This window comes from Corynebacterium freneyi (genome assembly GCF_030408835.1).
Classification (GTDB): domain Bacteria; phylum Actinomycetota; class Actinomycetes; order Mycobacteriales; family Mycobacteriaceae; genus Corynebacterium; species Corynebacterium freneyi.
In genome coordinates, this window is sequence record NZ_CP047357.1 from 1,784,562 (window position 1) to 1,806,388 (window position 21,827).

Annotated in this window: 19 protein-coding genes; 3 read left to right on the top strand and 16 right to left on the bottom strand. The window is 69.0% G+C overall.

Annotated elements, in window-relative coordinates; all coding sequences use genetic code 11:
• Positions 1 to 196: 196 nt before the first annotated feature.
• Positions 197 to 760, bottom strand: coding sequence for a hypothetical protein (locus CFREN_RS07965; protein ID WP_209652693.1), 564 nt, complete (start codon positions 758 to 760; stop codon positions 197 to 199).
• Between the two features lie 156 nt (positions 761 to 916).
• On the opposite strand from CFREN_RS07965, the gene CFREN_RS07970 reads away from it, so the two are divergent.
• Positions 917 to 2,203 (top strand): amidohydrolase, encoded by a 1,287-nt coding sequence (locus tag CFREN_RS07970; protein WP_209652691.1) that lies wholly within the window; start codon positions 917 to 919, stop codon positions 2,201 to 2,203.
• Between the two features lie 68 nt (positions 2,204 to 2,271).
• Entirely contained in the window at positions 2,272 to 3,231 is a 960-nt protein-coding gene (locus CFREN_RS07975) for a TIGR03571 family LLM class oxidoreductase (RefSeq protein ID WP_209652688.1), read from the top strand.
• 15 nt (positions 3,232 to 3,246) lie between these two features.
• On the opposite strand, the gene CFREN_RS07980 is transcribed toward CFREN_RS07975, so the two are convergent.
• The 15 genes from CFREN_RS07980 to hisH form a co-directional block, all read right to left on the bottom strand.
• Entirely contained in the window at positions 3,247 to 4,380 is a 1,134-nt protein-coding gene (locus tag CFREN_RS07980) for an alkene reductase (RefSeq protein ID WP_244979514.1), read from the bottom strand.
• A gap of 186 nt (positions 4,381 to 4,566) precedes the next feature.
• Positions 4,567 to 6,270, bottom strand: a complete 1,704-nt coding sequence (locus tag CFREN_RS07985; protein WP_083291294.1) for a BCCT family transporter — start codon at positions 6,268 to 6,270, stop codon at positions 4,567 to 4,569.
• 269 nt (positions 6,271 to 6,539) lie between these two features.
• Positions 6,540 to 9,173, bottom strand: a complete 2,634-nt coding sequence (gene glgP / locus CFREN_RS07990) for an alpha-glucan family phosphorylase (protein WP_209652686.1) — start codon at positions 9,171 to 9,173, stop codon at positions 6,540 to 6,542.
• Between the two features lie 165 nt (positions 9,174 to 9,338).
• Positions 9,339 to 10,760 carry a pyruvate kinase gene (gene pyk / locus CFREN_RS07995; protein ID WP_070520549.1) on the bottom strand — a complete coding sequence of 474 codons (1,422 nt, stop codon included), beginning with the start codon at positions 10,758 to 10,760 and terminating at the stop codon, positions 9,339 to 9,341.
• A 10-nt stretch (positions 10,761 to 10,770) separates the two neighbouring features.
• The gene (gene lgt, locus CFREN_RS08000) at positions 10,771 to 11,670 is read right to left on the bottom strand and encodes a prolipoprotein diacylglyceryl transferase (RefSeq protein ID WP_209652683.1); all 900 of its coding nucleotides are present in this window, start codon (positions 11,668 to 11,670) and stop codon (positions 10,771 to 10,773) included.
• A complete protein-coding gene (trpA, locus tag CFREN_RS08005; protein ID WP_070520470.1) occupies positions 11,667 to 12,452 on the bottom strand; it encodes a tryptophan synthase subunit alpha in 786 nt (261 codons plus the stop codon). The genes lgt and trpA overlap by 4 nt, the downstream gene beginning before the upstream one ends.
• A complete protein-coding gene (gene trpB / locus CFREN_RS08010; protein WP_083291291.1) occupies positions 12,449 to 13,846 on the bottom strand; it encodes a tryptophan synthase subunit beta in 1,398 nt (465 codons plus the stop codon). Before trpB ends, trpA begins: the two co-directional genes overlap by 4 nt.
• 42 nt (positions 13,847 to 13,888) lie before the next feature.
• Complete coding sequence (gene trpC / locus CFREN_RS08015; protein WP_070520472.1) at positions 13,889 to 14,692, bottom strand: indole-3-glycerol phosphate synthase TrpC; 804 nt, start codon at positions 14,690 to 14,692, stop codon at positions 13,889 to 13,891.
• Positions 14,693 to 14,830: 138 nt separating this feature from the next.
• The gene (locus tag CFREN_RS08020) at positions 14,831 to 15,589 is read right to left on the bottom strand and encodes a TIGR02234 family membrane protein (RefSeq protein ID WP_070520474.1); all 759 of its coding nucleotides are present in this window, start codon (positions 15,587 to 15,589) and stop codon (positions 14,831 to 14,833) included.
• The gene (locus tag CFREN_RS08025; protein WP_209652681.1) at positions 15,579 to 17,162 is read right to left on the bottom strand and encodes an anthranilate synthase component I; all 1,584 of its coding nucleotides are present in this window, start codon (positions 17,160 to 17,162) and stop codon (positions 15,579 to 15,581) included. The genes CFREN_RS08020 and CFREN_RS08025 overlap by 11 nt, the downstream gene beginning before the upstream one ends.
• 92 nt (positions 17,163 to 17,254) lie before the next feature.
• Positions 17,255 to 17,659: a phosphoribosyl-AMP cyclohydrolase gene (gene hisI / locus CFREN_RS08030; protein ID WP_070520480.1), complete on the bottom strand. Its 405-nt coding sequence runs from the start codon at positions 17,657 to 17,659 to the stop codon at positions 17,255 to 17,257.
• Positions 17,656 to 18,432, bottom strand: coding sequence for an imidazole glycerol phosphate synthase subunit HisF (gene hisF / locus CFREN_RS08035; protein WP_035122541.1), 777 nt, complete (start codon positions 18,430 to 18,432; stop codon positions 17,656 to 17,658). Before hisF ends, hisI begins: the two co-directional genes overlap by 4 nt.
• 52 nt (positions 18,433 to 18,484) lie before the next feature.
• Complete coding sequence (locus CFREN_RS08040; RefSeq protein ID WP_209652679.1) at positions 18,485 to 19,303, bottom strand: inositol monophosphatase family protein; 819 nt, start codon at positions 19,301 to 19,303, stop codon at positions 18,485 to 18,487.
• A gap of 76 nt (positions 19,304 to 19,379) precedes the next feature.
• On the bottom strand, positions 19,380 to 20,114 hold the full coding sequence (priA, locus tag CFREN_RS08045; RefSeq protein ID WP_070520486.1) for a bifunctional 1-(5-phosphoribosyl)-5-((5-phosphoribosylamino)methylideneamino)imidazole-4-carboxamide isomerase/phosphoribosylanthranilate isomerase PriA: 735 nt from the start codon (positions 20,112 to 20,114) through the stop codon (positions 19,380 to 19,382).
• 152 nt (positions 20,115 to 20,266) lie between these two features.
• Positions 20,267 to 20,941 carry an imidazole glycerol phosphate synthase subunit HisH gene (hisH, locus tag CFREN_RS08050; protein WP_209652677.1) on the bottom strand — a complete coding sequence of 225 codons (675 nt, stop codon included), beginning with the start codon at positions 20,939 to 20,941 and terminating at the stop codon, positions 20,267 to 20,269.
• Between the two features lie 218 nt (positions 20,942 to 21,159).
• Here hisH and CFREN_RS08055 point away from each other — a divergent pair, with 218 nt between their 5' ends.
• Positions 21,160 to 21,798: an arsenate-mycothiol transferase ArsC gene (locus tag CFREN_RS08055; RefSeq protein ID WP_209652674.1), complete on the top strand. Its 639-nt coding sequence runs from the start codon at positions 21,160 to 21,162 to the stop codon at positions 21,796 to 21,798.
• The last annotated feature ends 29 nt before the right edge of the window (positions 21,799 to 21,827 follow it).

Here is a 21,827-nt window from a genome sequence, read left to right on the forward strand (position 1 = left end):
GGCGACGGCGTTCGGGCAGGGTTTCGGGTCCCGCTTTTCGCTTGACGACGCCCGTCGCCCTATTCGTCACTCACCATCTCAATGCCATACCGGGACTTCAGGAACCCGATGAATTCGATTAGCACTCATGGACGCGTCCTCTGACGCGCTCATACAGACGCCCCCATCGAAAACATGTGATCACCCAATGCGATCATTACTCATGATCAGATTGACAACCACCTACCGACTTCAACAAATGAAGCCTCCCCCTTAGACTATCGACCTCTTCCTCCTCGACATCGAGGGACTTCAAGGATTCAAGCTGCTCCGCACTAAACCATACCCTTTCCCAGGCATCCTCATCACTAATTTCAAATACCCGCCGAACGACGGCAAGATTATGGATCACCTCCCCAGTATTCCAATTCAAGGAATCAATGAGGAATCCAACACCCTTAATGTTTTTCGACTCCTCGAGGAGGCGCCGGACAACTGCACAACGATCGATCGCCCAAACTTGAACATAATAAGCATCGATCACATTCTCTTTGGTGAATTGAGAAACCGATTGGGGATCTCCATACCGAAGAGTGCCGAACACATTCCGCGCCCACCTCACTTCCCCCGACGTAATATCTCGAAGAGCTTCAACCCCAAACGTGCGCGCCGCAACACGGTCCGCGCGCTTCGCCAAACCATAACTCCATACGGAGTAAACGATTGCGACCATTCCGACAATTGTCGCAACATCGGCGAAGACCTCGATGACCTTCGTCATCCCACCCTCCAACCTGCACACAGGAATCTCGACTTTACTTCTTAAAGAAGACAGTCCAACGGTCGTCATGTCAAGAGGCTCACGCGGCGATGAATGTACCGATCGGTACACTGGCGTGAGCAAAAACCCCGCCCGGAAACGAGGATCACCGACTCCATGTCCGTCACCCCGCCCACCGACGTCCGCTTTCGCCGCACGGTCCCCGAGGTCATCGCGGACCACGGCGCCGACCTGTCCTGGCAGCAGTCGGTGTACCGGCACCTGCACGCCAACCCGGAGCTGTCGTCCGTGGAGGAAGCCACCGCCGCGTACCTGGCCGATCGGCTGTCCGAGTTCGACTGCAGCATCACCACCGGCATCGGCGGCCACGGCCTCGTCGGCGTGTTCCGCAACGGCGAGGGCCCCACGGTGCTGTTCCGCGCAGACATCGACGCCCTGCCCGTCGAGGAGGCCACCGGCGTCGATTACGCGTCCGTCGCCGACGGCATCTCCCGCGAGGGCGTCGCGTCGAAGGTGATGCACGCCTGCGGCCACGACCACCACATGACGGCCCTGCTCGGCGCGTGCGCCATCCTCGACGCCAACCGCGACGACTGGTCCGGCACCTTCATCGCCCTGTTCCAGCCGGCCGAGGAAACCGCCTGCGGCGCCCAGGCCATGGTCGACGACGGCCTGACCACCATGATCCCCCGGCCCGACGTGTGCCTGGGCCAGCACGTCGTCCCCGGCCCCGCCGGCCGCGTCATGTCCGCCGCGGGCCCCGTCCTCACCGGCTGCGACACCATCACCATCGACATCACCGGGCGTTCGGCCCACGGTTCCATGCCGCACAACGGCATCGACCCGACGTACATCGCCGCGGCCATCGTCATGCGGTTGCAGGGCATCGTCGGCCGCGAGGTCTCGCCCCACGAGTTCGCGGTGATCTCGGTGGGCACGCTGTCGTCGGGCAACTCGAACAACACCATCCCCGGCCACGCCCGCATCGTCCTGAACATCCGCTACTACTCGGACGAGGTCCGGACGATCCTGATCAACGCCATCGAGCGGATGGTCCGCGCCGAGTGCGCGGCCTCCGGCTCCGACGTCGAGCCCCGGTTCACGTACTCCGACCACGGCAACGTCACCGACAACGACCCCGAGGTCTTCGCCGACGTCCGCGCCGCGTTCGACGGCGTCTTCGGCGACGAGTCCGTCACCGCCGAGCGGTGGACCGCCTCGGAGGACTTCTCCGACATCCCCAACGCCTTCGACTGCCCCTACGTCTACTGGACCGTGGGCGTGACTCCCCGCGAGCTGTGGGACTCCGCCGTCGCCGCCGACCGGGTCCTGGAGGACGTGCCCTCCAACCACATGTCGACGTTCCTGCCCGACTACGAGCCCACCGTCGACGCCACCACCCGCGCCGCAGCAGCCGCCGTCCTGGCCTGCCTGCGCAGGTAGTCCTCCTCCCCCGGTTTCCCCTCCCCGGGCCCCGGGGACGACGTTCGCCCCACGGAAAGCGCACCGCCATGCCCCTGCACCTGCCCACCGACCGGATGACCATCGGCCTGGCCGAACCCCTCGCCGGCGGGCGCGGGCCGGTGCCGGATCTCGACGTGCTGCTGCGCGACACGGCCGCCCTCGCCCGGCACGCCGAGGACGCCGGGGCCACCGCCCTGTGGTTTCGCGACGTGCCGCTGCTGGTCGACGAGTTCCGCGACGCCGGGCAGATCCTCGACCCGTTCACGCACATGGCGTACCTGGCGGCGCACACCTCCGCCATCGGGTTGGCCACCGCGTCGACGGTGTTGACGCTGCGCCATCCGATCCACGTGGCCAAGCAGGCCGCCAGCGTCGACCGGCTCTCCGGCGGGCGCGTCGCACTCGGCGTGGCCACCGGCGACCGGCCCGAGGAGTTCCCCGCCTTCAAACGTCGCCGCGCCGACCGCGCCGAGGACTTCCGCCACGCCGTCGACTACGTCCGCGCCCTGTGGCGCACGGGCACGCCCCGCACCCGCGCCAACCGGTGGGGCGGCGTCGACATGGGCATCGAGATGCTGCCCAAGCCGGTCGGCGGCGACCCCATCCCGCTTTTCGTCACCGGCTTCTGCGGCCAAACCCCGGACTGGATCGCCGAACACGGCGACGGCTGGATGTACTACGGGCAGGACCTCGACACCACGGCGAAGCTCGTCCGCGGCTGGCGCGACGACGTCGCCCGGCTATGCGGCACGGATGCGTCCGGCCGCGACGTCGTCAAGCCCTACATCACCACCTTGACCCTGGACCTGCTGCCCGACCCGGACGCCGAGCCGAAGCCCCTGCGCTACGGTTTCCGCGCGGGCCGGACCTTCCTGCTGCGGTACCTCGAACGGCTGGCGGGACTCGGCGTCGACCACGTCATGCTGGGTCTGCGTGCTTCACGACGACCCGTGCCCGACGTCCTCGACGAACTCGCCGAACACGTCTTCCCCCTGTACCCGCGGTAGCCGCCCGGCGCGACGTCAGGCGTCGTATGCCAGGTAGTCGACGTAGCCCTCCGGGCCCTGCGCGTAGATGGTGTCGGGGTCGACGTCGGCCAACGGCAGACCGTCGCGCATGCGGCGCACCAGATCCGGGTTGGCGATGTACGGCCGCCCGAAGCCGACGAGGTCCACCAGTCCGGAGTCGAGCCACTCCTGCGCCGACTGCGCATCCTGACCGCCGGTGAAGATCACGGCGCCGCCGTATTCCTCCCGCATGTGCTCCATGAACCCGCGCGGCACGCCGGGCACCACGACATCGCCCGTCGTCGACGACTGGTCGGCGACGTGGATGAAGTCGACGCCGCGCCGCCCCAGCTCCCGGGCCAGGGTGACGTAGGTGTTTTCGACGCCGTCGTAGAGCGGGATGTCGTTGACGGTGCCGTACGGGGAAATCCGCATGCCGACGGCGAAGTCGACGCCGGGTTCACGGTCGGCGTCGCGCACCGCGGCCAGCACCGCGTCGGTCACCGCCAACGGGAACCGCAGTCGCTTGTCGACGGTCTGCGCACCCCAATCATCCGTCCGGTCATTGACGCCGGGGTTGATGAACTGCTGGATCAGATAGCCGTTGGCGGCATGGATCTCGACGCCGTCGAAACCCGCCTCCACCGCGTGGGCGGCCGCTCGGGCGTAGTCGGCGATGGTGGCGGCGATGCCGTCGTCGTCAAGCCCCACCGGGTCCGAGGCACCCGTGAACCGGGCCTCGCCGCGAGAATCGAAGATGTAGCACTTCGCGCCCCGCGCCGGCGTCGACGTCGAACTCACCGGCGCGGACCCCGACGGCTGCAGCGCCGTGTGCGACACCCGGCCGCAATGCCACAACTGCGCCACCATCCGGCCGCCCTCCGCATGCACCCGGTCGAGGACCTGCTCCCACCCCTCGACCTGCGACGCCTTCCAGATCCCCGGCACCGCCGCGAAACCGCGGGCCACCGGCGAAATGAACGTCCCCTCCGACACGATCAGCCCCGCCGTCGCCCGCTGCGCGTAGTACTCGGCGACCATCTCGTCCGCCACCTGCGACTCCGACCGCACGCGGGTCATGGGTGCCATGACCACCCGGTTGGCAAGCGACATCTCGCCGATGCGGAACGAGTCGAACAGGGTGGGCAACGGGCCTCCTCGAAAACGGCCGCCGCACGCGAGCGCGGACGGTCACCTGACCGGGAACTTTTCCGGTGACCTTAACACCGCCGCGTCCCGGCGCGTAAAGCTGCGGGACACCGCAAAGACCGGGCCAACCCCGGTGCGGCCGCCGACGGGAGTCGGTCGTGGGGCCGACGACGGGGTCGGTCGTCGTCAGTTCTCGTCCGTGCCCGACTCCTCCTGAAGCGATCCGCGCACCGTGACGTCGCCGTCGATGACCGCACCGCCCGGAATATGGAGATTGCCGTCGTCGTCGATGAGCGGGGCCGGCAACGGCTCGCCCTGCTCGTCGTAGCCCGGCGCGGGAGTCGATTCCTGCGACTCCAGGGCATCCGGCGTAAACGCCGGGCTCCACTGGCGGGTACGGGGCTCCGGGCGTGCGGCCGCATCGTCGCGGATGCCCTTGACCAGCGAGATCATCATGGTGAAGCCGAGCACGAAGAACGGCAGGCCGACGACCGTGATCGTGTCCTGCAGCGCGGTGAGCCCCGCCTCGCCGGCTCCGACGAGCAGGATCGCGGCGACCAGGCCGGTCAGCACCGCCCAGACCACGCGCTGCACCGGGTTCGACTTGTTCTCGTCGCCCAGCGCCATCATGTCCAGGACCATCGACGACGAATCCATGGACGTCGTGAAGAAGATGACCACGATGATGACCGAAAACAGCGACAGCACCGGTGCGAACGGGAAGTGCGACAGGAACTCGAACAGCGCGCCGGGCACATCGCCCTGGTCGACGACGACGTCGACGAGCTTGCCGTGCTCCTGCTCCGCGCGGAACGACGCCATGCCGAAGATGCCGAACCAGATCAGCGAAAACGCCACCGGCAGCGCGAGCACGCCGCCGACGAATTCCCGGATGGTGCGGCCGCGGGAAATGCGGGCCACGAAGATGCCGACGAACGGCGCCCACGTGATGGTCCATGCCCAGTAAAAGACGGTCCATCCGCCCTGCCAGCCCGGGTTCTCGTCGAACGCGTCGTTCCACAGCGCCAGGCGCGGCAATTCCGCAAGGTAACCGCCGATCGCCTCGATGGTGCCGCGCAGCAGATACAGCGTCGGGCCCGCGACCAACACGAAGACGAGCAGCAGCACCGCGGCCACGATGTTGAGGTTCGACAGACGCTTGATGCCCTTGTCCAGCCCCAGCGCCACGGACACGCACGCGATGAGCGACACGATGATGATCAGCAGCACCTGGACGCTCACCGACTCATCGAAGCCGTACAGGCGATTCAGGCCGGCGCTGATCTGCATCGTGCCCAAGCCGATGGACACCGCCACGCCGAAGACCGTGCCGACCACGGCTACGACGTCGACGATCCGCCCGATCGGCCCATAGATGCGCGTGCCGATCAGCGGCGCGAGAATCGACGACAACCGCGCGGGCAGCTTCCGCTTGTAGATGAAGTAGGCGAACGCCAAACCGGGCAACGCGAAGATCGTCCACGTGTGCAGACCGAAGTGGTAGAAGGTGAACGCCATCGCCTCGCGGGCCGCGTCGTTGGACAGCGGTTCCGTGCCCGCCCGCGGCGGATTGGCGAAGTGGTTGAGCGGCTCGGCGACGCCCCAGAACATGAGGATCGTGCCGATGCCCGCGGCGAAGAGCATCGCGAACCACGTCGCCGTCGAATGCTCCGGGCGTTCATCGTCGCCGCCGAGGCGGATTCGGCCGAACCTCGACATGGCGATCCAGATGAGGAACACCAGAAACACGGTGATGCCGAGGATGTAGAACCAGCCCAGGTTCTCCTTCAGCCAGTCCGCGGCGGTGGAAAACGTCGCCGTGACCGATTCCGTGGACACCAGCGTCCACGCCACGAAGCCGAGAATGAGGATCACCGACGGCCAGAACACCGGCGGATCGATGCGGAAGGGGACCTTGCGACCGCGGGTGATGTCCCCCAGGCCGTCGTCGTCGGGGACCGCCTCCCCCGGTCTTCCGTCACGTGGTCTGCTGCCTTTGTTTTTGTCGGATTCTGGCAGGGACACGGCAATCACCTCAGGGTCAATCGGTCGGTCGACTGTCCCTTCTCACATGACCATCATTCACCTTCGGATACAACCCGAGCGGGCAGAATCGTTACCGATTCTTGCCCGTTCCGGCGCACTTCCCCGCCCTGCGGTCAGGCCTCCAGGTAGGTGATCAGGCCGGTCTGCGCCGGGTGCGCCAACAGCTGGTGACGCGGGACCACGCGCACGGCGTACCCGAAGGTGCCCGGACGGTCGGTGCGGATCGTCGCCGAATAGCGGCCCTGCCCGATGTGCTCCATGACGTGGATCGCGGTGTCGGACAGTTCCGCGCCGACGCCGCCCTCGCCGTCCGCATCGACGTCCACGTCGCCGACGATCGCTTCGACGCGCACGTCCTCGTCGGCAAGCGTGCCCAACTCCACGTCGACGCAGACGCGAAAATCCTTGCCCGCCAGCACGCGGGTACCGGGTCCGACCGGCTCATCGTCGCACCGCACCCGGGTCAACGTGACGTTCGGCCAACCCTGCTTCACGTGGGCCAGCCAATTGACGAACTGACGCGCCGTGTCGTCGTCGGCGGAGATCAGGCGGCTGGCGTGATCCGCCGGCCGGTAGTAGCCCTCGACGTAGTCCCGGAGCATGCGGGTCGACGTCACCTTCGGCGACAGCGTCGTCAGCGACGCACGGATCCGGTCGACCCACGCGCGCGGAATGCCGTCGGAGTCGCGGTCGTAGAACATCGGCGCGATCTCCTGCTCCAGCAGGTCGTAGAGCGCCTGCGACTCGAGCTGGTCCCGGTACCCCGGGTCATGCGACTCGACGGTCGGGATGGTCCAGCCGTTGCCCTCCTGCGGCATTTCGTCCCACCACCCGTCGGAGATCGACAAAGTCAGGCCACCGTTCATGACGGCCTTCATGCCGGACGTGCCCGACGCCTCCTGCGGGCGAATCGGGTTGTTCAGCCACACGTCCGCGCCGGAGACCAGATGCGACGCCAACTCCAGGTCGTAGTCCGGCAGGAACAGGAAACGATCGCGCACGCCGGCGTCGTCGGCGAAACGGATGAGCTCCTGCATGAGCTGCTTGCCGCCCATGTCGCGCGGGTGCGCCTTGCCGGCGATGACGAACTGCACGGGACGATCCGGGGCGAGCAGAATCTCGCGCAGGCGGTCCGGATCCTTCAGCATCAGCGTCAGCCGCTTGTACGTGGACACCCGGCGCGCGAACCCGACGGTGAGCGTGTCGGGGTCCAGGACGCGGCGGGTCCACGCCAGCTGCGCCTCGTCGAGGCCGCGGTGGCGCCACGAATCGTGGATGGCGGCGCGGGCGACGTCGACCAGGTCGGCGCGCATGGAGTTGCGGGCGGCCCACAGTTCCGCGTCGCCGGCCGCCTCCGGGTGATCCCACGTGTCGGCGACGGCGACGTCCGCCCCACCGGAAACCTTCTCGATGATCGGGCCCATCGCCGGATGCGCCCACGTCGGCAGGTGCACGCCGTTGGTCACCGAGCCGATGGGGACCTCGTCGGGCTCGTAACCCGGGTACAGGCCCCGAAAGTTCTCGCGCGAAATCTTGCCGTGCAACCGTGCGACGCCATTGGCCCGCTGCGACAACCGCAGACCAAGGTGCGCCATGTTGAACCGGTTCGGGTCTTCCTCGGCACCGAGCTCCAGGATGCGGTCGACGGGCACGCCCGGGCACAGCCGCGAGGTGCCGTCCCCGCCGGCGTCGACGTGACGACGGACCATCTCCCGATCGAAGCGATCAATGCCCGCCGGCACCGGGGTGTGGGTGGTGAAGACGCTGCCGGCTCGGGTCATGGCCAGCGCCTCATCGAAGGAGGACCCCTCGTCCATGCGCTCGCGGATGCGCTCCAGCCCCAGGAATCCGGCGTGGCCCTCGTTGAGGTGGGCGACGCGGGGGCGCATCAAACCGCGGGAATCGCAGAAGGCGTTGACGGCGCGCACGCCGCCGACGCCGAGGATGATCTCCTGGCGCACCCGGTGCTCGTCGTCGCCGCCGTAGAGACGGTCGGTGATGCCGCGCAGCTCGGCGGGGTTGGCGTCGACGTCGGTGTCCAGCAGGATCAGCGGCACGCGGCCGACCTGCGCCACCCACAACGCGACGGTCACCGTGCGGTTGTCCGGGAAATCGACCTCGACGTGGAGGTGAGTGCCCGAACCGTCGCGCAGCTTCTGCACGGGCAGCGCCGCCGGCGGATGCTCGACGTAGGACTCCTCCTGCCACCCGTCCGCCGACAGCGCCTGGGTGAAGTACCCGTTGGAGTACAGCAACCCGACGCCGATGAGCGGCACGCCCAGGTCGGACGCCGACTTCAGGTGATCGCCGGCCAATACGCCCAGGCCGCCGGAGTAGATCGGCAGCGACGGATGGATGCCGAACTCCATGGAGAAGTACGCGGCGATCGGGTCGGTGGGCATGCGGTTGGTGGCGCCGGTGGTGGCGACGTCGGCGATCTGATGCTCGGCGTGGGTGTCCTGGAACCACAGCGAATCCTGCAGGTAGCGGTCCAGGTCGTCGGCGGCGGCGCGCATGCGGCCGACGAAGTCCTCGTCGGCGGCCAGTGCCTCGAGCGTCGACCGCGGGCTGGCGTGGAGCAGGGCCATCGGGCCGTTGACGCGCGACCACAGGTCCGGGTCGATGCCCTCGAAAAGTTCGCGCGTGGGGCGGTGCCACGACCAGCGCAGATTCATGGCCAGCCGAACCAGCGGCTCAAGGGCGGACGGGATGTTGTAGGAAACCGCGACGGTGCCAGTAGCCTTCATGAACCGAACCTAACCCCAATCGGACGACCCCGCCACAGCAGCGGATTCGGCTGCCATGACGGGGTCGACTACGTGGGGTCCGGGCGGGTCCGTGCAGGTCCGGGGCGGATCCGTTGACTCCGACGCGGCCCCGTTCGGGTGGGGACGCCCGCGCCGGAGACGGGGCTACTCCGCCTTGATGTCCTCGCCGAGCATGTGGACGTGGACCAGGTTCGTGTTGCCCTCGTTGCCCGGGGGCGAGCCGGCGACGACGACCATCATGTCGCCGGAGTGGTACTCCGGCATGGCCAGCAGCGCCTCGTCGACGGTGGCCATCATTTCGTCGGTGGTGCGGACGTCGCGGGTGAGGAACGTCTCCGCGCCCCAGGTCAGCGCCAGCTGCGAGCGCACCGACTGGTGCGGGGTGAACACCAGCAGCGGCAGGCGCGAATGCAGGCGGGCGACGCGGCGGGCGGTGTCGCCCGAGGAGGTGAAGGCGACGAGGGCGCGGGCGTTGAGGCGCTCGCCGATGTCGCGGGCGGCGTAGGAGATCACGCCGCGCTTGGTGCGCGGGACGTGCGTCAGTGCGGGCACCTCGCCGTCGCGTTCGGCGGCGGTGACGATGCGGGCCATGGTGCGCACGGTGGTCTCCGGGTACTTGCCCACCGATGTCTCGCCGGAGAGCATGACCGCGTCGGCTCCGTCGAGGACGGCGTTGGCGACGTCGGAGGCCTCGGCGCGGGTCGGGCGGGAGTTGACGATCATCGAGTCGAGCATCTGCGTGGCGACGATGACCGGCTTGGCGTTTTCGCGGGCGATCTGGACCGCGCGCTTCTGCACCAGCGGCACGTCCTCCAGCGGGACCTCGACGCCCAGGTCGCCGCGGGCGACCATGACGGCGTCGAACGCCAGGATGATCGCCTCCAGCGCGTCGACGGCCTCCGGCTTCTCCAGCTTGGCGATGACGGGGACGCGGCGGCCCTCCTCGTCCATGATGGCGTGGACGAGCTCGACGTCGGACGGCGAGCGAACGAAGGACAGGGCGATGAAATCGACGCCCAGGTTCAGGGCGAAGCGCAGGTCGCGGACGTCCTTTTCGCTCAGCGCCGGCACGGAGATGTCCATGCCGGGCAGGGAGACGCCCTTGTTGTTGGACACGGGGCCGCCCTCGGTGACCTCGCAGATGACGTCGTTGCCCTCGACGCCGATGCACTTCAGACCGACCTTGCCGTCGTCGACGAGCAGGCGGTCGCCGGGCTTGGCGTCCTGGGCCAGGTTCTTGTAGGTAGTCGACACGCGGTCGTGGGTGCCCTCGACGTCATCGACGGTGATGCGGACGACCTCGCCGTCGGCCCAGTACGTCGAGCCTTCGGCGAAGCGACCGAGTCGGATCTTGGGGCCCTGCAGGTCGGCGAGGACGCCGACGGCGTGACCGGTGGCGTCGGAGGCTTCGCGGACCCAGCGGTAGTTCTGCTCGTGGTCCTCGTGCTCGCCGTGGGAGAAGTTCAGGCGGGCGACGTCCATGCCGGCGTTGACCAGCCCGGTGATGCCTTCCAGGGAGGCGACGGCCGGGCCGAGGGTACATACGATCTTCGTTCGTCTTTGCACGGTCCCCACCCTAGCCCTCTACGGCGGCGTCCGCGCCGTGGCTCGCCCCGCCGCGCACTTCTTCGGGTGCTTCACGACGTCGATTCCGCAGTGCGACGACGAATGCGCATGCGATGAGGAACACCACCGTGGAGGTGACGGTGTTGATGCGCAGGCCGCCGAAGACTTCGGTGGCGGCGTCGGTGCGCATCAGTTCGATGAAGAAGCGGCCGAGGGTGTAGCCGGCGACGTAGAGGGCGAAGACGAGGCCGCCGCCGAGGCGGAAGCGTCGGTCGAGCCAGACGAGCAGGAGGCAGATGGCGACGTTCCACACCAGTTCGTAGAGGAACGTCGGGTGCACGACGGCGAGGACCTCTCCGGTCGACGTGCCGGTGACCGGGGCCGGATTGCCGGCTTCGTCGACGCGACGGTAGATCTCCAGGCCCCACGGCAGGTCGGTGGGGCCGCCGTAGAGTTCCTGGTTGAACCAGTTGCCCAGGCGGCCGATGCCCTGGGCGAGGATGATCGTCGGGGCCACCGCGTCGAGCATCGGTGCCACGGGGACCTTCCGGTACTTCAGCATCAGCCAGCCGGCCGCCGTGCCCAACGCGACGGCGCCCCAGATGCCCAGGCCGCCGGCGGTGATGTTGAACGCCTGCCACGGGTTGGCGCCCTCGCCGAAGTACTTCCGCCAGTCCGTCATCACGTGGTAGATGCGGCCGCCGATGATGCCCGCCGGGATGGCCACGATGGCCACGTCGAGGACGATCTCCGGGTTGCCGCCGCGATCGGCGTAGCGGCGCTTGGACCACAGCACGGCGATGATGATGCCGGCCAGGATCGACAGCGCGTAGCCGCGCAGCGGGATGGGCCCGAGCTGCCACACGCCCTGCGGGGGCGAGGGGATGTTGGCCAGGAGGTCGACGGTCACGCCCGCTCCCCCGCCCGCACGCCGGCGGCGAGTTCCTTCGCCAGGGCGACGAGATCGTCGCGACCGGCGGCCGCGGCCTTGATGAGGGCGGAGCCGACGATGACGCCGTCGGCGAAGCCCGCGATCTCCTTGGCCTGTTCACCGTTGGACACGCCCAGGCCGACGCACACCGGCAGGTCGGTGTATTCGCGGGTGCGGGAAACCAGCACGCCGGCGGCCGAGTCGACGGCCTTCTGAGCGCCGGTGACGCCCATGTGGCTGGTGGCGTACACGAATCCGCCGGAGGCCGCGGTGGTCAGCGCGATGCGCTCGTTCGACGACGACGGGGCGACGAGGAAGATGGTGTCCAGCCCGTGCTTCTCGGCCGCGGCGAGCCAGCGTTCCGCCTCCTCCGGGATCAGGTCCGGGATGATCGCGCCCAGGCCGCCGGCGGCGGCGAAGTCCTCGGCGAACTTTTCGGGACCGTACTGCAGCACCGGGTTCCAGTACGTCATGGTCACGCACTTGCCGCCTGCGGCGGTGACCTCGCCGACGACGCGGAAGAGGTCCTTGATGCGGAACCCCGCGTCGAGCGCGATGTCGGCGGCCTCCTGGATCGTCGGGCCGTCCATCATCGGGTCGGAGTACGGCAGGCCGACCTCGATAACGTCGGCGCCGGCGTCGACCACGGCGTTGATGGCGTCGATCGACCCTTCGACGGTCGGGTACCCGGCGGGCAGGTACGCGATGAAGGCGGCGCGGTCCTCCGCGCGCACCCGGGCGAAAACGTCTGCGAGGCTCACTTGCCCTGCTCCTTCTTCTCGTCGCTCAGCTGGTCGCTCAATTCGTGCTCCGCGGTGTCCGGACCGGTGGTCTGCGCGGGCGTGCGGATGGACTCCGGGTGCAGGTCGAACCACCGCGCCGCGGTGTCGACGTCCTTGTCTCCCCGACCGGAGACGTTGACGATGAGGACCGGCTCGCGGCCCAGCTCGTCGCGAAGCTTCCCTGCGACGACCCGCGCCGCCGCGACCGCATGCGCGGATTCGATGGCGGGGATGATGCCCTCGGTGCGGGACAGGTCGCGGAAGGCCTCCATCGCCTGAGTGTCCGTGATGGGAACGTACTGCGCCCGGCCAGAGTCGGCGAGCATGGAGTGCTCCGGGCCGACGCCCGGGTAGTCCAGGCCGGCGGAAATGGAGTGCGACTCGATGATCTGGCCGTCCTCGTCCTGCATGAGGGCCGCGAAGGAACCCTGGAAGACGCCCGGGTTGCCGCCCGCGGAGATCGGGGCGGCGTGGCGACCGGTCTCGATGCCGTCGCCGGCGGCCTCGGCGCCGATGAGGCGGACCGACTCGTCGTCGATGAAGTGGTGGAACAGACCGATGGCGTTGGAGCCGCCGCCGACGCACGCGATGACGGCGTCGGCCAGCTCGCCGGTGGCGGCGAGGATCTGCTGACGGGCCTCGGCGCCGATGACGCGCTGAAAGTCGCGGACCATCGCCGGGAACGGGTGCGGGCCGGCGGCGGTGCCGAAGCAGTAGTACGTGTCGTCGGCGTTGGCGACCCAGTAGCGCATCGCCTCGTTGATCGCGTCCTTCAGGGTGCGGGAACCGATCTGCACCTCGATGACGTCGGCGCCGAGCAGACGCATGCGGGCGATGTTGAGCGCCTGGCGCTCCGCATCGACCGCCCCCATGTAAATGCGGCACTCCAGGCCCAGCAGCGCGCACGCCGTCGCGGTGGCCACTCCGTGCTGGCCGGCGCCGGTCTCGGCGATGATCTTGGTCTTGCCCATGTTCTTGGCCAGCAGCACCTGGCCGAGCACGTTGTTGATCTTGTGGCTGCCCGTGTGGTTGAGATCCTCGCGCTTGAGCCACACCTGCGCGCCGATCATCTCGCCGAACTTGGCCGCCGGGTACAGCGGCGACGGGCGGCCGGTGTAATCGCGCTGCAGGCGATCGAGCTCGGCCAGGAAGGCCTCGTCGGCCCGGGCCTTGGCGTAGCCCTCCGTGACTTCGCCGATGATGGACATCAGGGCCTCGGGGATGTAGGTGCCGCCCCACTGGCCCCAGTGGCCCAGCTCATCGGGCTCATGGTCGGTGGTCCGGGAAATGACCTCGCCCACCGTGGGCAGACGGCCGCCGGCGACGTCCTGTTTCTTGAAATCCTGATCGTTCACCCGACCATTGTGACGCATCGGACCCCGATGCGCGGGCACCGGGGTCCGGCCGGGTCGTCGCTACGCGCGCGAGGCGGGGTGCTGCCCGGCGGCGACGAGACGGCGGCAGGCCTCGCCCGGATCGCCGGCGGTGACCAGGCCCTCGCCGACGAGCACGCAGTCGGCGCCCTGGTCGGCGTAGGCCCGCAGGTCCTCCGGCCCCTTGACGCCCGACTCGGCGACCTTGACCACGGAATCCGGCAGCATCGGGCCCAGCTGCCCGTAGACGCCCATGTCGACGTCGAGGGTCTTGAGGTTGCGGGCGTTGATGCCCAGGATCTTCGCGCCGGCGGCGAGCGCACGGTCGACTTCTTCGGCGGTGTGCGCCTCGACCAGCGCGTTCATGCCCAGCGACTCGGTGCGGTCGAGCAGCGATTCCAGGGCCGGCTGGTCCAGCGCGGAGCACATCAGCAGCACCAGGTCGGCGCCGTGGGCGCGGGCCTCGTGGACCTGGTACGGCGTGACGATGAAGTCCTTGCGCAGCACCGGGATGTCCACTGCCGCGCGCACGGCGTCGAGGTCGGCCAGCGATCCGCGGAAACGGCGCTCCTCGGTGAGGCAGGAGATGACGGCGGCGCCGTTGTCGGCGTACTGCTTGGCCAGCACTGCGGGCTCGGGGATGTCGGCCAGTTCGCCCTTCGACGGGGAGGCGCGCTTGACCTCCGCGATGACCTGCACGCCCGGGCGCGACAGCGCTGCGACGGCGTCGAGGGCCGGCGGGGCGTCGAGCGAGCGGGCCTTGATCTCCTCGTAGGGAACCTTCGCCTCGCGGGCGGCCAAATCCTCGCGCACGCCGGCGATGATGTCGTCGAGAACCGTTGCCATGGTCAATCCCTTCGTCTCGGTCCCGTGGCGGGCGGTGCCGCGGGTCCGCTGAAGTCGGTTGCATCCGCAGTCGAATCCGCGGAATCGTTTGCGGATGAATGTTATCTGTCGGTGCCGCGGGCGTCGGGCCCGGGGTCGTCAATCGCGCGCGGCGTCCCCGTTCCCGCTCGTCGCGTCCCCATCGGTCGGGTCCACGTCCGTCGGGTCCACGTCGGCCGCCTCCGCGTCCACCTCATCCATGTCGGTGGGGTCCACGCCCGCGTCGAGCGCGTCCCACAGGACGCGGCCCGACTCGGGCTCGTGGGACAGGTCCTCGCGGACTCGTTCGCGGCGGACCTCCGGGGTTTCGTACGCGCCGGAGCGTCGCTTTGCGACGTGTCCGCCGGGACGCACCAGCAGCAGCACGCCGCCGAGCACTCCCAGGGCTGCGGCGATGATGGACAGGATGGGCCCCAGGTTGTGGATCTGCAGGTCCTGGATCTGCGCCCAGTCCGACACCGTCACCGGCGCGTTGGCCCGTTGGGTCGCCGCACCGGACGACAGCAGGTCCAGCGCCCGTTCGGGGTCGGCGCCGGCGGTGAGCAGCTGCAGCGGCGACCACGCGGCCGCGGCGGCGATGACGGCGGCCAGGCCGCCGACGATGCGCCGGCCGATGCCGCCCATGATCAGCGTCGCGGCGACGGCGGCGGCCAGGGCCAGTGCCAGCGCGGTGGACTCCGGCGCCCACGTCGCGCCGACGAGGTCGTTGACCGCCTCGCCCGACTTGTCGTCGAACGTGGTCACCGTCAGCCATGCCGCGCGTCCGGCCAGCCACAGGCCCGCCGCCGACGCGAGCGTCAGCAGCAGCGCGATGCCGGGACGGCGATCGGACTTCTTCTCGGCGGACTTATCGGTCATCGGATCCCCCGTTTCCCGTGGCGTCGCGGATGGTCTCGGCGGCGGCGACGGCGCGCAGCACGGCCGCGGCCTTGTTCCGGGTCTCGGCGTCTTCGGCCTCCGGGTCGGAGTCGGCGACGATGCCGCCGCCGGCTTGCACGTACACCGTGCCGTCCTTGATCAGGCCGCTGCGGATGGTGATGGCCTGGTCGGTGTTGCCCCTGAAATCGAAGTAGCCGACCGTACCGCCGTACACGCCGCGGCGGGTGTCCTCCAGCCGGTCGATGATGGCCAGCGCGCTCGGCTTCGGAGCCCCCGACAGCGTGCCCGCCGGGAACGTCGCCGCGAAAGCGTCGACGGCCGTGGCATCGTCGGCCAGCGTGCCCGTGACGGTGGACACCAAGTGCATGACGTGCGAGTACCGCTCGATGTGACGGAAGTCGTGGACCTTCACCGTGCCCGGCTCGCACACGCGGCCGAGATCGTTGCGGCCCAGGTCGACGAGCATGAGATGCTCGCTGTTTTCCTTCTCGTCGGCCAGCAGCTCCTTTTCCAGCAGGATGTCCGCCTCGACGTCGTCGCCGCGCGGGCGAGTGCCGGCGATCGGATTGGTGACCACGCGGCGCCCCTTCACCTGCACCAGCGACTCCGGCGAGGAACCCACGATCTGGAAGGCCGTCTCCGACATCGACTCGTCGGGCACGTTGATCAGGAACATGTACGGGCTGGGGTTGGTCATCCGCAGCATGCGGTAGATCTCCAGCGCGGTGGCGTCGGTGTCCATCTCGAAGCGCTGCGAAAGCACGATCTGGAACGCGTCGCCGGCGCGGATGTGCTCCTTGCACGTCTCGATGCGCCGCATGTGTTCCTCGGGCGTGCGCTGGCGACGCACCTCCGGTTCCGGCAACTCCACCACCGCCGGCGGCGTCGACAGCGGTGCGGCGAGCTTGGCCAGCATCGCGTCGATGCGGGACACGGCATCGTCGTAGGCGGCGTCGACGCGCTCATCGGAGCCGTCCCAGTTGATCTGGTTGGCCACCAGCCACATCACGCCCTCGTGGTGATCGACGACGGCGAGGTCCTCGACCAGCAGCTGCACCATCTCCGGCACGTCGAGATCATCGACGCACGTGTCGGGCAGCTTGCGCTCGATGAAACGGATGATGTCGTGTCCGAAATAGCCCATCAGGCCGGAAGTGAACGGCGGCACCGAACCGGCCGCCACGGCGGCGTCGTCAAGCGGAAGCTCGCTGTGCAGCAGCCGCAGGGTCTCGCGCAGCGCGACGAGCGGATCGCCGCCCTCGGGCGCGCCCTTCGGAGCCGTTCCGATCCACCGGGCCTCACCATCGACGACGGTCAGCGCCGTGCGCGAACCACAACCGATCATCGACCAGCGCGACCACGACTGCCCCACGTCCGACGACTCCAGCAGGAACGTGCCGGGGCGGTCGGCGGCGAGCTTGCGGTAGGCGGACAGGGCGGTTTCGCCGTCGGCCAGCACCCGCTTGATCACCGGCACCACGCGGTGGTCCCGCGCCAGGACGCGGAAGCGCTCCCGGGAGGTCATCGAAGTTCGCGTCGAGGTTCGCGTCATGGGTCACATCATGCCAAACGGCGACGGCCCGGACGGGACTCGGGCCGGTCCCCGACGGCGCCGCCCGGTCGACGGTCCCGGAATCGGCCCGACTAGATCAGCGGATCGACGTCGAAGCAGGAATGCGCGCCCGTGTGGCAGGCCGCGCCGGTCTGCTCGACGGTGACCAGGACCGTGTCGTGGTCACAGTCCAGGGCGACGTGGAGGACCTTCTGGAAATGCCCCGACGTCATGCCCTTGATCCAGTACTCGCCGCGCGACCGCGACCAGTACGTGCCGCGGCGGGTGCCCAGCGTGTACGCCAGCGCATGGTCGTCCATCCAGGCCAGCATGAGCACCTCGCCGGTGCCGGCCTCCTGCACGATCGCGGGCACCAGGCCGACGTCGTTGCGCTTGAGGCGGGCGGCCAGGTCGGGGGCCAGATCCCACGTGGACGGGTCGTCGGGGTTTCGCGTGCCGACGGTCAACGTCGGCCCGTTCACCGCATCCGCGCTCATCGACGGACCTCGATGCCGGCGTCGGCCATGGCGTCCTTGACCTCGCGGATCGAAACCTCGCCGAAGTGGAAGATCGACGCGGCCAGCACCGCGTCGGCGCCGGCGTCGACGGCCGGAGGGAAGTGCTCGGCCGCGCCCGCGCCACCGGAGGCGATGATCGGCACGTCGACGGCGGCGCGAACCTTGCGCAGCAGCTCCAGATCGAAGCCATCCTTCGTGCCGTCGCCGTCCATGGAGTTGAGCAGGATCTCGCCCACGCCGAGCTCCTCGCCGCGACGGGCCCACTCGACGGCGTCGATGCCCGCGGACTTCGAGCCGCCGTGAGTGGTCACCTCGAAACCGGAGGGCTGGGGCTGTCCTCCCTCGGGCACGCGGCGGGCGTCGACGGACAGGACGATGCACTGGGCGCCGAAACGCTGCGACAGCTCGCGAAGCAGCTCCGGACGGGCGATGGCGGAGGTGTTGACGCTGACCTTGTCCGCCCCCGCCCGCAGCAGCTGGTCGACGTCCTCGACGCTGCGGACGCCGCCGCCGACGGTCAGCGGAATGAAAACCTGCTCGGCGGTGCGGCGCACGACGTCGAGCATGGTGCCGCGACCGTCCTTCGAGGCGGTGACGTCGAGGAAGGTCAGCTCGTCGGCGCCCTCCTCGTTGTAGCGGCGCGCCAGTTCGACCGGGTCGCCGGCGTCACGGAGGTTTTCGAAGTTGACGCCCTTGACCACGCGGCCGTCGTTGACGTCCAGGCAGGGGATGACGCGGATCGCGACGGACATGGGGTTCTCCTCTTGGTAGTGGTGATTCTGCTGGTGCGGACGTGAGCTTGGCTCAGGCCCGGAAGTCGGTGGGCGGCAGCAGGCCGCGGATGATGTGGAGCAGGCCCGCATGGACCTCCTCCGTGCCGGCGAGAACGCCGACGGAGCCGACGCGCCACGGCTCGCCGGTCAGGTCGGTGACCACGCCGCCGGCTTCGCGGATGAGCAGCACACCCGCGGCGTTGTCCCACACGTGCGGGGAAAAGGTCACCGTTCCGCCGAAGGACCCGGCGGCGGTGGCGGCCAGATCGACGCCGACGGATCCGGAGATGCGGATCGTCGGATAGCGGTCCCCCACCGCCGACAGCAGCAGCTGCCGCCAGTCGCGGGGGAAGGTGCCGTCGTGGCGGGCGATGACGGAACCGAAGGCGATGGACACGGGACGGCCGGACTTGGGGTCCATGTGGACCTCGCGGCCGTTGACGCGGGTGCCGCCGCCCAGTGTCGCGGTGACACGGCGGCCCAGCAGCGGCATCGACGCCAGCGCCACGATGGGTTCGCCCTTGTGCACCAGCGCCACGAGAATCGCGCACATGGGGAAACCCGCCGCATAGTTGGTGGTGCCGTCGATGGGATCGACGACCCACACGGTGTCGGGGGTCGGCCCGTCGTCGCCCACGCCGTACTCCTCGCCGTGCACGGGGAACCCGGTGAAGTGCAGGAGCAGCTCGCGAAGACGACGCTCGATGGCCAGGTCGATTTCCGTGGCGAAGTCGCCGCGGGCCTTGGTCACCAGAGGGTCGGCGCCGAGGTTGACGGTGAAGAGGTCCTCGACCTCGTCGACCGCCGCCTCCGCCATCGCCAGCAGGGCCCGGGGTTCCAGATCCGCCATGGTCGAGTGACCTTTCCGCGTTGGTGAGCGCTGGTCGTTGGTTGGCGCTGGTCGCGCCGATGTGCGTGGGCCGACGCTAGGAGCGCGCCACCGCCAGGGCCTCCTCCAGCGTGAACCGGCCGGCGTAGAGCGCCTTGCCGATGATCGCGGAGTCGACGCCCTCGGACACGAGGGTCTTGATGGCCTCGACGTCGGCCAGGGAGCTCACTCCGCCGGACGCGACGATCGGGGCGTCGGTCGCCGCGGCGACGTCGCGAAGCAGATCCAGGTTCGGTCCGGCCAGGGTGCCGTCCTTGGACACGTCGGTGACCACGAAACGGCTGCAACCCTCGGAGTCGAGACGCTCGAGCACCTCCCACAGGTCGCCGCCGTCGGAAACCCAACCGCGGCCGCGCAGGCGCCACTCGCCCTCGATCTGGCGGACGTCCAGGCCGATGGCGACGCGATCGCCGTAGCTGCCGATGATCTCCTTGCACCACTCCGGATTCTCCAGGGCGGCGGTGCCGATGTTGACGCGACGGCAGCCGGTGGCCAGCGCCGCCTCGAGTGACTCGGTGTCGCGGATGCCGCCGGACAGCTCGACGTCGATGTCGAGCTTGCCGACGACGTCCTTGAGCAGCTCGTAGTTCGAGCCACGCCCGAAGGCGGCGTCGAGGTCGACGAGGTGAATCCACTCCGCACCGGCGTTCTGCCAGTTCATGGCGGCGTCGAGCGGCGCACCGTAGTGCGTCTCGGAACCCGCGGCACCCTGGACCAGGCGGACGGCCTGTCCATCGGCGACGTCAACGGCGGGCAGGAGGGTCAAGGTCATGGCGGTGTATCGCTCCCCGGGAGTCGGTGGTCATGTCGGCGTGCAACTCGGCGGGCGTCGTCGATGATCGGCGACGTCCGCCCGAAGTTCCGTTGTGAAGTATAGGCGAGCGCCCCGGCACGGTGACCGGGGCCGGGCGGCGCGGCGCCGGGTCAGCGCAGAGTGTCGACCCAGTTGCGCAGCAGGGCCAGACCCGCGTCGCCGGACTTTTCGGGGTGGAACTGGGTGGCCCACAGCGGGCCGTTTTCCACTGCGGAGACGAAACGGTCGTTTTCGTGGGTGGTCCAGGTCACCAGCGGAGCGGCGATGCGGGAGTCGGCGTCGAGCTCCCAGCGGCGGGCGGCATAGGAGTGCACGAAGTAGAAGCGCTCGTCGTCGATGCCGCGGAACATCTCGCTGCCCCCGGGGACGTCGACGGTGTTCCAGCCCATGTGCGGCAGGATCGCGGCGTCGAGACGTTCGACGGTGCCGGGCCATTCGCCGCAGCCGGGCGTTCCGACGGCGCGCGCCGACGAGTCGACCTCGTCGGCGTGGATTCCCTCGGCGTACTCGACGCCGCGGTCGAAGAGCACCTGCATGCCCACGCAGATGCCGAACACGGGCCGACCGCCGGCCAGCCGGGAGCCGATGAGGCGCGGGCCCTGCACGCGGTGGAGGCCCTCCATGCAGGCGGCGTAGGCGCCGACGCCGGGGACGAGCAGCCCGTCGGCGTTCATGACGATGTCCGGTTCGGCGGTGACGACGACGTCCACGCCGGTGGAGGCCACGGCGCGCTCGGCGGAGCGCAGATTGCCGGAGCCGTAGTCGAGGATTGCGACGGTGGTCATGGGGGAATCATAAATGGTCGTTTCGCCTCTCCCCCGCACCGCCCCGACGCGCTGCCGCCCCACCGGGAGGCACGACGCCTGAGAGATGCTAAGGTTAACGGCAGGTTAACTTTCATTTAACTTCATGCCAATCTGTGCAGCTCGGCACCGCTTGAATCGCCCTCCGACGGGCACCGGGCGCGCAGAGAAGCACACGACCTCCCGGGAAAGGGGCCCCGATGACCAACCCGCTGCTCAACCGCCAGTTCGAGATCGTCCGCGAGGACATGCACCGCCTCTACGGATCGCTCCACACCGCCGACCACATTGACGCGCTCATGGACGCCACCATCGCCGAGCGCACCGCCGGAGCCACGGTCGACACCTTCCTCCCCGTCATCGTGGAGCGCATCGTGTCCGAGAAGCTGGAACAGCAGGCGGCCGACGCCGGCGTCGCCGACCCGAAGCCCCGCGAGGAAATCCTCTTCGTCTGCCAGCGCAACTCCGGCCGTTCCCAGCTCGCCACGGCCATCACCTCGTGGCTCGTCGGCGACCGGATCTTCGTCCGCACCGTGGGCCTGGAACCGGTCGGCGGCATCAACGAGACCGTTTTGAAGGTCCTCGCCGAGCGCGGCATCCCGGCCGATCACCTGCACCAGACGGAAATCGTCGCCCGCACCGTCCACCGCGCCGACGTGGTCGTGCTCCTGGGCGTCGACGAGCGCCCCGACATTCCGGGCGACCGTTACGTCGAGTGGGACATCGCCGATCCGGAGAACGCCTCCATCGAGGAGGTCCGCGCCATCGCCGACGACGTCGAGCGCCATGTGCGCGCGCTGCTCGCCGACATGGGCTTCGACGAGGCCCTGTCCGCGTAAAACATTCCTGCGGGCGCACCACTTTACGA

Excerpts from the sequence above, each read along its gene's own strand:
- CFREN_RS07965 (WP_209652693.1), bottom strand. The coding sequence starts at position 760 with ATGACGAAGGTCATCGAGGTCTTCGCCGATGTTGCGACAATTGTCGGA.
- CFREN_RS07970 (WP_209652691.1), top strand. The coding sequence starts at position 917 with ATGTCCGTCACCCCGCCCACCGACGTCCGCTTTCGCCGCACGGTCCCC.
- CFREN_RS07975 (WP_209652688.1), top strand. The coding sequence starts at position 2,272 with ATGCCCCTGCACCTGCCCACCGACCGGATGACCATCGGCCTGGCCGAA.
- glgP (WP_209652686.1), bottom strand. The coding sequence starts at position 9,173 with ATGAAGGCTACTGGCACCGTCGCGGTTTCCTACAACATCCCGTCCGCC.
- trpB (WP_083291291.1), bottom strand. The coding sequence starts at position 13,846 with ATGCGTCACAATGGTCGGGTGAACGATCAGGATTTCAAGAAACAGGAC.
- trpC (WP_070520472.1), bottom strand. The coding sequence starts at position 14,692 with ATGGCAACGGTTCTCGACGACATCATCGCCGGCGTGCGCGAGGATTTG.
- CFREN_RS08020 (WP_070520474.1), bottom strand. The coding sequence starts at position 15,589 with ATGACCGATAAGTCCGCCGAGAAGAAGTCCGATCGCCGTCCCGGCATC.
- CFREN_RS08025 (WP_209652681.1), bottom strand. The coding sequence starts at position 17,162 with ATGACGCGAACCTCGACGCGAACTTCGATGACCTCCCGGGAGCGCTTC.
- hisI (WP_070520480.1), bottom strand. The coding sequence starts at position 17,659 with ATGAGCGCGGATGCGGTGAACGGGCCGACGTTGACCGTCGGCACGCGA.
- hisF (WP_035122541.1), bottom strand. The coding sequence starts at position 18,432 with ATGTCCGTCGCGATCCGCGTCATCCCCTGCCTGGACGTCAACGACGGC.
- CFREN_RS08040 (WP_209652679.1), bottom strand. The coding sequence starts at position 19,303 with ATGGCGGATCTGGAACCCCGGGCCCTGCTGGCGATGGCGGAGGCGGCG.
- priA (WP_070520486.1), bottom strand. The coding sequence starts at position 20,114 with ATGACCTTGACCCTCCTGCCCGCCGTTGACGTCGCCGATGGACAGGCC.
- hisH (WP_209652677.1), bottom strand. The coding sequence starts at position 20,941 with ATGACCACCGTCGCAATCCTCGACTACGGCTCCGGCAATCTGCGCTCC.
- CFREN_RS08055 (WP_209652674.1), top strand. The coding sequence starts at position 21,160 with ATGACCAACCCGCTGCTCAACCGCCAGTTCGAGATCGTCCGCGAGGAC.